At 69.4% G+C, this 11,156-nt stretch carries 13 protein-coding genes and 1 tRNA gene; 9 read left to right on the plus strand and 5 right to left on the minus strand.

The window, feature by feature from the left end:
- Nucleotides 1-444: 444 nt before the first annotated feature.
- Nucleotides 445-520, minus strand: a tRNA-Phe gene (locus ACTHN1_RS03900).
- A gap of 182 nt (nucleotides 521-702) precedes the next feature.
- Between ACTHN1_RS03900 and ACTHN1_RS03905 the strand changes: the two genes are divergently transcribed.
- Entirely contained in the window at nucleotides 703-1,152 is a 450-nt protein-coding gene (locus tag ACTHN1_RS03905) for a DUF6491 family protein (RefSeq protein ID WP_440469653.1), read from the plus strand.
- A 49-nt stretch (nucleotides 1,153-1,201) separates the two neighbouring features.
- On the opposite strand, the gene ACTHN1_RS03910 is transcribed toward ACTHN1_RS03905, so the two are convergent.
- From ACTHN1_RS03910 to ftsY, 4 genes are all read right to left on the minus strand, one after another.
- Complete coding sequence (locus tag ACTHN1_RS03910; protein WP_440469654.1) at nucleotides 1,202-1,471, minus strand: oxidative damage protection protein; 270 nt, start codon at nucleotides 1,469-1,471, stop codon at nucleotides 1,202-1,204.
- 75 nt (nucleotides 1,472-1,546) lie between these two features.
- Nucleotides 1,547-2,596: an A/G-specific adenine glycosylase gene (gene mutY, locus ACTHN1_RS03915; protein ID WP_440469655.1), complete on the minus strand. Its 1,050-nt coding sequence runs from the start codon at nucleotides 2,594-2,596 to the stop codon at nucleotides 1,547-1,549.
- A complete protein-coding gene (locus tag ACTHN1_RS03920) occupies nucleotides 2,593-3,843 on the minus strand; it encodes a hypothetical protein (protein WP_440469656.1) in 1,251 nt (416 codons plus the stop codon). Before ACTHN1_RS03920 ends, mutY begins: the two co-directional genes overlap by 4 nt.
- On the minus strand, nucleotides 3,840-5,102 hold the full coding sequence (ftsY, locus tag ACTHN1_RS03925; protein WP_440469657.1) for a signal recognition particle-docking protein FtsY: 1,263 nt from the start codon (nucleotides 5,100-5,102) through the stop codon (nucleotides 3,840-3,842). The genes ACTHN1_RS03920 and ftsY overlap by 4 nt, the downstream gene beginning before the upstream one ends.
- Here ftsY and rsmD point away from each other — a divergent pair.
- The 8 genes from rsmD to ACTHN1_RS03965 form a co-directional block, all read left to right on the plus strand.
- Entirely contained in the window at nucleotides 5,029-5,682 is a 654-nt protein-coding gene (gene rsmD, locus ACTHN1_RS03930) for a 16S rRNA (guanine(966)-N(2))-methyltransferase RsmD (protein WP_440469658.1), read from the plus strand. The genes ftsY and rsmD overlap by 74 nt on opposite strands.
- Nucleotides 5,679-6,176, plus strand: coding sequence for a pantetheine-phosphate adenylyltransferase (coaD, locus tag ACTHN1_RS03935; RefSeq protein WP_440469659.1), 498 nt, complete (start codon nucleotides 5,679-5,681; stop codon nucleotides 6,174-6,176). The genes rsmD and coaD overlap by 4 nt, the downstream gene beginning before the upstream one ends.
- A 57-nt stretch (nucleotides 6,177-6,233) precedes the next feature.
- Nucleotides 6,234-6,728: a hypothetical protein gene (locus ACTHN1_RS03940; protein ID WP_440469660.1), complete on the plus strand. Its 495-nt coding sequence runs from the start codon at nucleotides 6,234-6,236 to the stop codon at nucleotides 6,726-6,728.
- A gap of 96 nt (nucleotides 6,729-6,824) precedes the next feature.
- The gene (locus tag ACTHN1_RS03945; protein WP_295382760.1) at nucleotides 6,825-7,073 is read left to right on the plus strand and encodes a YfhL family 4Fe-4S dicluster ferredoxin; all 249 of its coding nucleotides are present in this window, start codon (nucleotides 6,825-6,827) and stop codon (nucleotides 7,071-7,073) included.
- An 88-nt stretch (nucleotides 7,074-7,161) separates the two neighbouring features.
- Nucleotides 7,162-8,871, plus strand: a complete 1,710-nt coding sequence (ggt, locus tag ACTHN1_RS03950; RefSeq protein WP_440469667.1) for a gamma-glutamyltransferase — start codon at nucleotides 7,162-7,164, stop codon at nucleotides 8,869-8,871.
- A gap of 145 nt (nucleotides 8,872-9,016) precedes the next feature.
- On the plus strand, nucleotides 9,017-9,904 hold the full coding sequence (locus ACTHN1_RS03955; RefSeq protein ID WP_440469661.1) for an MBL fold metallo-hydrolase: 888 nt from the start codon (nucleotides 9,017-9,019) through the stop codon (nucleotides 9,902-9,904).
- Entirely contained in the window at nucleotides 9,904-10,599 is a 696-nt protein-coding gene (locus ACTHN1_RS03960) for a hypothetical protein (RefSeq protein WP_440469662.1), read from the plus strand. Before ACTHN1_RS03955 ends, ACTHN1_RS03960 begins: the two co-directional genes overlap by 1 nt.
- Nucleotides 10,600-10,617: 18 nt before the next feature.
- A partial coding sequence (locus ACTHN1_RS03965) for an FAD-dependent oxidoreductase (RefSeq protein WP_440469663.1) occupies nucleotides 10,618-11,156 on the plus strand: 539 nt, incomplete at its 3' end.

Genomic DNA, 11,156 nt, shown 5'->3' on the forward strand with positions numbered 1-11,156 from the left:
GGCTTTTTGTTGCTCGCGCGATGGAGGCGTCGGTGCTGTCGTTAGCGAGAAGTGCGGCGGCCGTACTCACGTTAGAAACACGCGGGCGAGGGCTTGATTTGGTTTTGTGTGGCAAGGTGGTGTAGTGCCGCCTTTTGTCGTGGAAAGCCGTGGCCAACTGGAAACTCGTTTCCGCCTGAACCGTTCTTAGTGGGATTGGGCCTAGTCCCATGTAATAGGTGGGGCAAAGCGCGAAGGTGGCGCCCAAGGAGAAATCAGCTCTCGCCGGCCCACAGCCTATAGGGCCTGGTGACGATCATTCGCCTCGTTGCGCTACAACATGCCCAGGCCGGACTCGAGACGATTCCTTCCAGTAGGGTCTAACGATGCTTGTAGGCACCCAGCAGGCGCCAAAACCTTACGCAGCCAAAGAAAAAGGGCCTGCATTTCTGCAGGCCCCTGAAATGGTGGCCGGGGAGGGAATCGAACCCCCGACACAGGGATTTTCAATCCCTTGCTCTACCAACTGAGCTACCCGGCCAAGGTTTATCGCGTTGCGGCTACGTGGCCGGTGCGAGCCGCGCATGATACGGGAAGGCCGGGCGGGCTGGCAAGCCGCACGATGGCTGAACGTGCCCAGGGCGACCCCGCGCCGGTGCTCGGCGGCTGGTGCATGATGCCGCCGGGAAGAGAAAAAACGTCGACCCGACCGGGAGTTACGCCATGAAACGTCTGTTCCTGCTGTGTGCCCTGGCCGCGCTGAGTGCGTGCGCCAGCACCAAAATGAGTTCCACCGAGCGGCTTGCCCTGTACCGCGATCACGCGGCCGCGCCGGTCAAGGATTTCAGTTATTTCGGCAGCCTCAATGGCTGGCAGCCGCTGGGCGATTCCGCGCTGGCGGTCTGGACCAAGCCCAATGAAGCCTACCTGCTGGATCTGGCCGGTCCCTGCCAGGATCTGGAGTTCGCGCCGGCCATCACCATCAGCAGCATGATGGGGCGGGTGACCAACTTCGACCGCGTGCGCCCGCTGGGCGGTGGCGGTGGAGTGATGCGGATGTCCTGCCGGATCAAGACCATCAGTCCGCTGGATCTGAAGTCGTTGAAGGCCGCCGAGAAGGAGCTGCGCAAGGCCGAGGTCGAGGCGCGCCAGGAGGGCGAGCCGGCCAATTGAGCAGCGGTCCGTGAACCACGAAAAAGGCGGGGATGTTCCCCGCCTTTTTTCATGCCTCCGGCACGTAGCCGGCCGGTTTGTCGGCGCCGCCGCCGAACAGGAATTTCTCCAGTTCTGCCTCCAGGAAGGCACGATGCCTGGGATCGCGCGGCGACAGCCGGTTCTCGTTGATCAGCATGGTCTGATGGGCCAGCCAGGCCGCCCAGGCCGTCTTGCCGATGTGGGCGAACACGCGCTTGCCCAACTCGCCCGGGTAGGGCACGAAATCCAGACCTTCGGTTTCGCGCTTTTCGTATTCGCAGTAGACGGTGCGTGGCATGTACTTGTACTTGGAGATGCGAAGCGGTGGGAGGCGACAGGATAGCGCCTGCGCCCCGGAGAAGGCCGGCGGGGTTCAACCCGTCAGCAGCTTGCGGATCGGAGCCGGCAAACCCAGTTGGGCGAGATCCGCGCGCGCGACCCAACGCAGGTCGGCATCATCGCCCACCTTGGCGCGCGGCGCGATTCCGCGCCAGTGCAGCGGATGCATGCGCAGGCGGTAATGGCTGAACACGTGCGGCAGTTCCGGCAACGCCTCGGCGCGGTCGTAATCGCCTTGCAGGTGGGTTTCGAACCAGCGCCGCGCGGCGTCGTGATCGCCGGCTTCCGGCAATGACCACAGCGAAGCCCAGATGCCGGTCGGAGCACGCCGTTGCAACAGGACCTGACCGGCGTCGTTTTCGGCCAGCAGCATGATGGCGATGCGTTCCGGCAATGGCTTGCCCGGCTTGGAGGTGGGCAGCTCATCCACCTGGCCCTCGCGCAACGCCACGCAGTCTTCCTGCACCGGGCACAGCATGCAGGCCGGGTCGTGGCGGGTGCACAGGGTGGCGCCCAGATCCATCTGCGCCTGGGTGTAGTCGGCCATGCGCGTGGCGGGTAGATGGGCGGCGGCGAACTGCCACAGCTGTTTTTCCACCGCGGGCGCGCCGGGCCAGCCGGTGACGCCGTGGTAGCGCGACAGCACCCGTTTGACGTTGCCGTCCAGGATCGGAAAACGATCGCCCCAAGCCTGCGAAAGGATCGCGCCGGCGGTGCTGCGGCCAATGCCCGGCAGGGCCAGCAGTGCGTCGAAATCGCGCGGCAGATCGCCGCCGTGCAGTTCCACGCAGGCGCGCGCGGCCGCGTGCAGATTGCGGGCGCGGGCGTAGTAGCCGAGCCCCGACCATTGCGCCAACACCTCGTCCAGCGAGGCGGTGCCCAGATCCTTCAGGGTGGGGAAGGCTTCGAGGAAACGGGCGAAGTACGGAATCACCGTCTTGACCTGGGTCTGCTGCAGCATGATTTCCGAAAGCCACACGCGGTAGGGCGTGCGCGGATGCAGCCAGGGCAGGTCATGGCGGCCGGACTGGTCGAACCAGCCCAGCAGGCGGGAGGCGAAGTGGTCTTCGGAAGCGGGCGTCATGGGGCGGAGTCGTTCGCGGGCACGGCGGGATCGTCCAGGCGCAGATCCACCCCTTCCAGGGTGGCGCCGGAGACCTCCATGCGCGGTGAGGTGAGGCGGCCACTCAGGGGTGGCAGCGGTGAGCCGATCCCGGTCTGCAACGTATCCAGCCAGTCCATCACTTCGAACAGGCGGAAACGGGCGTCGAACCGGGTGGCGTCGCGTTGCAAACGGAGGTGCGCGATATCGGCCAGGTCGGCGGTGCCGCGATAGGCCAGCGCGAACGGGAGTGCCGACGTGGAACGGCCGAGCGGCGGCGGCAGGGCGGGCCAAGCGGCTGGCCAACCGGCCAACTGGCCGCGCCAGTCCAGCGTCAGTCCATCGCCCAGCCCGAGATCGCCGGTGGCGTCCAGCGAGGGGATGGCGTCGCGGCCGCGCAGCGCGAAGGCGCCCGATCGCAGTTGCAGGCCCTCGGCGAACGCCAGCGGACCGGCCGCGCCGAGCGCGAAGGATTGCCGGGTCGCGCCGGCCATGTACTGCGCCGCGGCGCCCAGCACGGCGTGGTCCAGCCGCGATTCGGCCTGGCGCAGATAGCCGGACAGCCGCATCCGGACCGGCAATCGCCAATCCTGGCCCATGGGAGTCGCCAGGCCGGCGAGTCCGATGCCGCCGTCCTCGCCCGGGCGAGCCAGGTGGAAGGCCAGATCCACCGGCGCCCGCAGGCCGGAAGCCTGGTATTGCGCCTGCAACTGACCGCGCAGCGGCCGGGCCGGGGCCAGGTGCGGGATGCGCAGTTCGATCCGTTCCAGCGTCCAGCCCTCGCCCTGGATCCGGCCCCGCACGATGCGGATGCCGTCGGTCAGGGTGGGGATGCGGGTTTCACCTGGCGGGCGCCGGGCCAGCCAATGCTGGAACGCCGCCAGATCAAAGACCGGCGCATCCAGTTCCAGCCGCATCGCGGTCAACTCGCGGCCGCGCGCGCGCAAGGTCGACCAGGGCACTGAGATGAAGGCGCGCTCGGTGGTTAACAGGGGCGTGGCGGCCCCCGGTTCCCTCACCACCACGCCGCGGACGATCAACTGCGGGGTTCCGCGCAGGCGATATTCGCCGACGCCCGAGGCGGTGATTTCCAGGCCCAGCGCATTGCCGGCCATGCCCAGCAGCGCGGGCGCCAGGCGTTGCGGTTGCAGCAGCCAGTGCAGCAGCGCGGCGCCCGCCAGCAACAGGACCGCGAGGGACAGCAGCGCCAGCCGGCGGCGCCGGCTCACGCGCCCAGCGTTTCCGGCAGCAGCGCGTCGACGAAGGCTTCCGCGTCGAACACCCGCAGGTCCTCGGAACGTTCACCGATGCCGGCGAAACGGATGGGAATGCCGAACTCGCGCGCCAGCGCGAACACCACGCCGCCCTTGGCGGTGCCGTCCAGCTTGGTCACCACCAGGCCGGTGACATTCACCGCCGCGTGGAACTGGCGCAGCTGCGACAGCGCGTTCTGGCCGGTGGTGCCGTCGATGACCAGCAGCACTTCGTGCGGCGCGGCCGGATCCAGTTTCTGCAGCACGCGCTTGATCTTGCCCAACTCCGCCATCAGGCCCTGCTGGGTGTGCAGGCGTCCGGCGGTATCGGCGATCAGCACCTCGGTGCCGCGCGCCTGCGCGGCCTGCAACGCATCGAAGGCGACCGAAGCGGCATCGGCGTTCTGTCCCTGCGCCACCACGGGCACGCCATTGCGCTCGCCCCAGGCCTGCAACTGCGCCACGGCGGCGGCGCGGAAGGTATCGCCGGCGGCCAGCATGAGGTTGCGGCCTTCGTCCTTGAAGCGGCGCGCCAGCTTGCCGATGGTGGTGGTCTTGCCCACGCCGTTGACGCCAACGGTGAGCAGCACGAACGGACGGGCGTCGCGGGGGATTTCCAGCGGCTTGGCCACCGGCGCGAGCATCGCGATCAGTTCCGCGCGCAGCGCGGCCAGCAGCGCGCGCGCGTCGGCGAATTCGCGTACCTTCATGCGCTTGCGCAGACCCTCGATCAATGCGGTGGTGGCGGGAACGCCGACGTCGGCGGTCAGCAACGCGGTCTCGATTTCGTCGAGCAGATCGTCGTCCAGGCGCGGATTGCGCGAGAACAGGCCGCCCAGCCCCCGGGCGAAGCTGGTGTTGCGCAGGCGCTCGCGCCAACCCGGTTTGCCGGCCGGCGCGGGGGCGGGCGCGTTCCCGGGCACCGACGGAGCCGCTGGAGCCGGGACGACCGCGGCGGGCGCGGGTGTCGGCTCGACGGGCTCCGCCGGGAGCGCGGGGGCGGAAGAGGCGTTGTCGGGAACGGGATCCTGGGGCGCCGGGCGCTGCGTCTCGGGCAGGCTCACGGGCGCGTCAGGCTTCTTGCGTCGGAACCAGCTGACCATGACACGGGCAATCGCGGAGAATGGGCGCCATGGTAGCACCCGCCCTCTTTCCGCCCCGATGAAATCCGGACGCACGCCGCTCGCACGTGGCCCGCGCGCCGCGCCGGGACCGACCGGCAGCGTCCGCATCATCGGCGGGCGCTGGCGCAATACCCGTTTGCCGGTGCCGGATCTGCCCGGATTGCGTCCATCTTCGGATCGGGTCCGCGAAACCCTGTTCAACTGGCTGATGCCTAAACTGGCCGGCGCGCGGGTGCTCGACGCCTTCGCCGGCAGTGGCGCGCTGGGTCTGGAAGCGGTTTCGCGGGGAGCCGCGCACGCCGTGCTGCTCGAGCGCGACGCCGGCCTGGCCGCGGCGTTGCGCGGAGCCGTGGAGCGCCTGGGCGCCGCGACGCAGGCGCGGGTGGTGTGCGTGGACGCGCTGGCGTGGCTGGCAGACGCACCGGCGGAGCCTTTCGACATCGTGTTCCTGGATCCGCCGTTCGCGGCGGGCCTGTGGGACGCAGCGTTGCGCGCGCTGCCCGGTCACCTGGCGGTGGACGCCTGGGTGTACGTGGAATCCCCGGTGGAACACGCGCCGGCGGTCCCGCCGCATTGGTTGCCGCACCGCGAGGGCCGGACCCGCGACGTCCGCTACGCGCTCTACCGGGTCCCCGGCGGGCAGGGCGCTGCTACACTGCGCGGCGACTCCCATCGACCCGATTCCGCATGAGCGTGTCCCGTACCCGTACCGCGGTCTATCCCGGCACGTTCGACCCGATCACCAACGGGCACATCGATCTGATCGACCGCGCCGCGCCGCTGTTCGAGCGCTTGATCATCGGCGTGGCCGAGAGCCCGGGCAAAGGACCGGCACTGCCGCTGGAACTGAGGGTGGAACTGGCCCGCAAGGCGGTGGCGCATCACCCGCACGTGGAGGTGCGCGGATTCGATGGCTTGCTTGCCCATTTCGTCAAGGACATCGGCGGCGGCGTGCTGCTGCGCGGCCTGCGCGCGGTCTCGGATTTCGAGTACGAATTCCAACTGGCGAGCATGAACCGCCACCTGATTCCCGAAGTGGAAACCCTGTTCCTCACCCCTGCGGAGCAGTACGGCTTCATCTCGTCCTCGCTGGTGCGCGAAATCTCGCGGCTGGGCGGGGACGTGTCCGGTTTCGTGACCGCCGACGTGGCCGCCGCCATGAAGGCGCAGTGGCGCCGCACCTGAACCGCGTGCTTTTGTGGCACGATCCTTCCTACACCGACTTTTTGAGGGGACAGAACCATGACCACCATCGCCACACGACTGCTGCTGATCGCCTGCCTGGTCGTGCCGTTCGCCGCGTGCAAGAAGGAAGAGGCCAAGCCGGTCGAAGCCGCCGAGGCGGCGCTGGTCGTGCCTGCCAAGGACGATGACGCGGGCTGGCGCACCTATCTGTCCGAGGTGGTGACCCGCAACATGGGCACCATCACCAACACCCCGTTCCTGTACTACCTCCCGCCGGAATCGGATCCGGAGTTCCAGGCCAAGTACGACCGCTCGCTGGAGCAGGCCAAGAACGCGATCGCGCGCGGCATCGTCGGCGGCAACCTGCTGGCGTTCGGTTCCTCGGCATCCTCGCGGATGGCCGATCTGGTGGTGGCCTCGTTCCAGGGCGTCGAGCCGGACACCATGAAGGGCGTGCGCGTGGTCTTCATCGGCGACGCCGCCGATGGCGAGCGTGTCAAGGCGGCCGTCGCGCCGGCCGGCGTGGACTACGTTTTCGTCGAAGCCAAGTAATACGCTCCGCGCATGGCCGTCGTCATGACGGCCATGCCTCGCGGGGACGCTGTCCCCGCGGAAGCGGGGCTCCAGGTATCGGGAAGTTCCCCCGCAATGTCACTCAAGATCAACGAACTCTGCGTCAACTGCGATGTCTGCGAGCCGGCCTGTCCCAACCAGGCGATCTCGATGGGCGAGACCATCTACGTGATCGATCCGGCGCGCTGCACCGAGTGCGTTGGCCATCATGACGAACCGCAATGTGTCGTCGTTTGCCCGGTGGAGTGCATCGACCCGGATCCGGCGTATCCTGAGACCCAGGAGCAACTGCTGGCCAAGTTGCGCCAGCTGCAGGGCGGCTGACGCGGGAGGGCCGCCCATTGCGCACCCTTCAGGAGATGTCGTGAAAGCACGCCGAGCCACCGCGCTGTTGTTGGCGCTCTGTCTTTTCATTCCGGCGCTGCACGCCGCCGACGCCGGCGAGCGTTCCGCCAGCGCACCCGCCCATCCGCCCGGTTCGGCCATCGCCAGCGCGCACGCGCTCGCCACCGAAGCCGGCTTCGAAATCCTGCATGCCGGCGGCAACGCGTTCGACGCGGCGGTCGCGGTGTCTTCGGTGCTGTCGGTGGTCGAGCCGATCAGTTCGGGCATTGGCGGCGGCGGTTTCTTCCTGCTGCATGATGCGAAGACGGGCAAGGACGTGTTCGTCGACGCGCGCGAGACCGCGCCGGCGGCCGCGACGCCCGAGGCCTATCTGCTGGCGAACGGCGAGTTCAATCGCGACCGCGCCGAGAATGGACCCTGGGCGGCGGGCATCCCCGGCCTGCCGGCCGCGCTGGTCCATCTGGCGGGCAACTACGGCAAGCTGCCGCTGAAGACCTCGCTCGGTCCGGCCATCCGCATCGCCCGCGAGGGCTTTCCGGTGTATGGCCGGCTGGCGCGTGGCTACGCCTCGCGCCGCGAAGTGATGGAACGTTATCCCGGCACCCGCGCGGTGTTCCTGGCCGATGGCGATCCGCCCAAGGAAGGCGAAATCCTCAAGCAGCCGGATCTGGCCCGTACCCTGCAACTGCTGGCCGAGCGCGGCCACGACGGTTTCTACAAGGGCGAAATCGCCGGCAAGCTGCTCAAGGGCGTGAAGGCCGAAGGCGGCCGCTGGACCGCGGCCGAACTGGCCGCCTACCAGGTGCGCGAGCGCGAGCCGCTGAAGTTCAAGTACCGCGACTGGCAGATCACCACCGCGCCGCCTCCGTCTTCCGGCGGCGTCGCGGTGGCGCAGATGCTGCAGATCCTGGAAGGCTGGGATCTGGCCAAGCTCGATGAAACCCACCGCACCCACCTGACGGTCGAAGCGATGCGCCGCGCGTTCCGCGATCGCACGTTCTACCTGGGCGATCCCGATTTCGTCGACATCCCGCTCAAGACCCTGACCAGCCGCGACTATGCGGCCGGCCTGCGCGCGACCATCAACCCCGACAAGGCCACGCCCAGCGATCTGCTGTCGGGCAAGCCCACGCCGCTGGAGGACGAGGAGACCACCCACTTCTCGATCATCGACGCCGACGGCAATCGCGTGGCCGCGACCCAGACGGTCAACCTGCTGTTCGGTTCCGGCCTGATTCCGCCGGGCACCGGCGTGCTGCTCAACAACGAAATGGACGACTTCGCGCTCAAGCCGGGCACGCCGAACGCGTTCGGCGTGATGGGTTTCGAGGCCAATGCGCCGAAGCCCGGCAAGCGCATGCTCAGTTCGATGACGCCCAGCTTCATGGAATCGCCGGATCGCGTTGCCGTGCTCGGCACCCCGGGAGGCAGCCGCATCATCACCATGGTGCTGCTGGGCATGCTGGGCTACGACCAGGGCCTGGACGCGCAGCAGGTCGCGGCGCTGCCGCGCTTCCACCACCAGTGGCTGCCGGACGTGATCTCCGCCGAGAGCGGCGCGTTCACGCCGCAGGTCGCCGAGGCGCTGCGGTCGATGGGGCACCAGGTCGATCTGCCCGGCGACACCGCCGCCGGCGGCCGCGGTTCCAGCCACGTCTGGGGCAACCTGCAGACAGTGCTCTGGGACCGCAAGGACAATACCCTGACCGGCGGCGCGGATCCGCGCAATCCGGTGGGCAAGGCCGAAGTCGAACTGAGCGAAGCCGCCGCGCGCTGAGTGCGCGCTTCATCCCGCATGGCGGTGCGCGCTCCGCCGTGCGGGAAACCGGCATCCGGATTTATGCGGGCCTGCGTCCCGGGAGCGCGGAGTCTCCGGACCCGTCTTCAGGTGCGCCTGCGTCTCCGGGAGTAGAATCGGCGCCATGAAACTCTGGTCCATCCTCGGCAATTCCCAGAAGCTCGACGGCGGCGCGATGTTCGGCAATGCGCCGCGCGCGATGTGGTCAAAATGGCTGGCGCCCGATGATCAGAACCGGGTGCCGCTGGCTTGCCGCGCATTGCTGGCGAGCCCGCTCAGCGGCAAGACCGTGCTGTTCGAGACCGGTATCGGCGCGTTCTTCGATCCGAAGATGCGCGAGCGCTTCGGCGTGCAGGAAGAGCGGCATGTCCTGCTGGATTCCTTGCGCGAGGCCGGCTTCGGGCATGAAGACATCGATGTGGTGGTGCTGAGCCACCTGCATTTCGATCACGCCGGCGGCCTGCTGGCGCCGTGGGCGGAGGGCAGGGCGCCGGAACTGCTGTTCCCGAATGCGACCTTCGTGGTCGGCAAGGCGCACTGGCAGCGGGCGTTGAAGCCGCATCCGCGCGATCGCGCCAGTTTCATTCCCGAATTGCAGGGCCTGCTGGAAGCCAGCGGGCGGCTCGAACTCGTGGACGGCGAACACTCGCTCGCGCTGGGCGACAGCGTGCGTTTCAGTTTCAGCGACGGCCACACGCCGGGCCTGATGCTGGCCGAAATCGCCGGGCCCGAGCGCGTGGACGGACAGGCGCATGGCGGGGTGGTGTTCTGCGCGGATCTGATTCCCGGCCGCTCGTGGGTGCACGTGCCGATCACGATGGGCTACGACCGCAACGCGGAATTGCTGATCGACGAGAAGCGCGCCTTCCTCGAGGACAAGCTCGCGCGCAACGTGCACCTGTTCTTTACCCACGACCCCGGCTGCGCCCTCGCGCAGGTGACGCGCGACGACAAGGGCCGCTTCGGCACCGCGCACGAGGTCGCCGAGCTGCACGCGCGGGCGCTGGCCTGATGCGCCACGCGCTGCTGCTGGCCGCGGCCCTGTTGCCCGCCGGCACGCTGGGCGCGCAGGCGCCGCCGCCAGGACCGCAGCCGCGGGTGGAGGCGCCGGTGCGCGATCCCGACTTCCGGGTCGGCACCGACGCGTTCGGCCTGGAGCGCGTGGTCGAGATGCTGCAATGGCGGGCGATCCGGCATGGCTACGAGCGCGCCTGGAGCCGGTCCCCGATCGACTCGCGCGGCTTCCCGCCCGACCGCCAGAACCCCGCCGAGTGGCCGCTGCCGAACCGGCGTTGGCTGGCGCCGGCGACGCTCGACGGCAGGCCGGTCGATCCCGCCGCGATCCTCGCCCTCGGCGAGTGGCGGCAGTTCCGCCCCGGCTTCAGCCGCCTGCCGGCCAACCTGGCCGCGACCTTCCAGCCGGAGGGCGACGGCCTGGGCAGCGCCGACGATCCGCTCGCGCCGCGGGTGGGCGACCTGCGGGTGCGCTGGCGCGAGCTGGTGCTGCCGCCGCTGCGCGGCGAGCTGGAACTGCGCGGCGGCATGTGGCGGCTGAAGGCGCAGGTCGCGGACCCGGCGCCGGTGGCGCCGGCGCCCGTCGCCGCTGGCGCGGACGACAGGCGCGGTTGGTCGCCGTGGCTGCTGGGCGCGTTCGGCGGCGCGCTGCTGATCGGATGGGTGCTGCTGCGCCGCCGGCGCCGCCGCTGACGAAAGGAACGAGACGCGATGCAGGATCGGACGGACGTGCTGGTGGTCGGCGCCGGGGTGGTCGGCCTGGCCTGTGCGCTGGCGCTGCGCGGAGCCGGACGCGAGGTGCGGGTGCTGGACGCCGGCGCGGTCGGGCAGGGCAGCTCGCACGGCAACTGCGGCACGCTCACGCCCAGCCACGCGTTGCCGCTGGCGGGGCCGGGCGCGGTGCCGCGCGCGCTGCGCTGGATGCTGACCCCGGACGCGCCGCTGTACGTGCCGCCGCGGCCCGATCCGTTGCTGTGGCAATGGCTGCTGCGCTTCGCCGGCAATTGCGGCGGCCAGGCCGCGCTGCGCGCCGGGCGCGCCCGTGCGGCACTGCTGCTGGCCTCGCGCGCGGCGTTCCCGGATCTGCTCGCGCGCCACGGCATCGACTGCGAGTTCGAGCAGCTCGGGACCGACCACGTCTTCCGCGATCCGCGCGAGCTCGACGCGTACGAGCGTGAGCGCGCCGCGCTGGCCCAGCTCGGCGTGGCCAGCGAACGCATCGACGGTGCCGCCTATGCGCGCGAGGAACC

The sequence above is a fragment of the Pseudoxanthomonas sp. genome (assembly GCF_051953815.1).
Lineage (GTDB): Bacteria > Pseudomonadota > Gammaproteobacteria > Xanthomonadales > Xanthomonadaceae > Pseudoxanthomonas_A.

Excerpts from the sequence above, each read along its gene's own strand:
- ACTHN1_RS03905 (WP_440469653.1), top strand. The coding sequence starts at position 703 with ATGAAACGTCTGTTCCTGCTGTGTGCCCTGGCCGCGCTGAGTGCGTGC.
- ACTHN1_RS03910 (WP_440469654.1), bottom strand. The coding sequence starts at position 1,471 with ATGCCACGCACCGTCTACTGCGAATACGAAAAGCGCGAAACCGAAGGT.
- mutY (WP_440469655.1), bottom strand. The coding sequence starts at position 2,596 with ATGACGCCCGCTTCCGAAGACCACTTCGCCTCCCGCCTGCTGGGCTGG.
- rsmD (WP_440469658.1), top strand. The coding sequence starts at position 5,029 with ATGAAATCCGGACGCACGCCGCTCGCACGTGGCCCGCGCGCCGCGCCG.
- ftsY (WP_440469657.1), bottom strand. The coding sequence starts at position 5,102 with ATGATGCGGACGCTGCCGGTCGGTCCCGGCGCGGCGCGCGGGCCACGT.
- coaD (WP_440469659.1), top strand. The coding sequence starts at position 5,679 with ATGAGCGTGTCCCGTACCCGTACCGCGGTCTATCCCGGCACGTTCGAC.
- ACTHN1_RS03940 (WP_440469660.1), top strand. The coding sequence starts at position 6,234 with ATGACCACCATCGCCACACGACTGCTGCTGATCGCCTGCCTGGTCGTG.
- ACTHN1_RS03945 (WP_295382760.1), top strand. The coding sequence starts at position 6,825 with ATGTCACTCAAGATCAACGAACTCTGCGTCAACTGCGATGTCTGCGAG.
- ACTHN1_RS03955 (WP_440469661.1), top strand. The coding sequence starts at position 9,017 with ATGAAACTCTGGTCCATCCTCGGCAATTCCCAGAAGCTCGACGGCGGC.
- ACTHN1_RS03960 (WP_440469662.1), top strand. The coding sequence starts at position 9,904 with ATGCGCCACGCGCTGCTGCTGGCCGCGGCCCTGTTGCCCGCCGGCACG.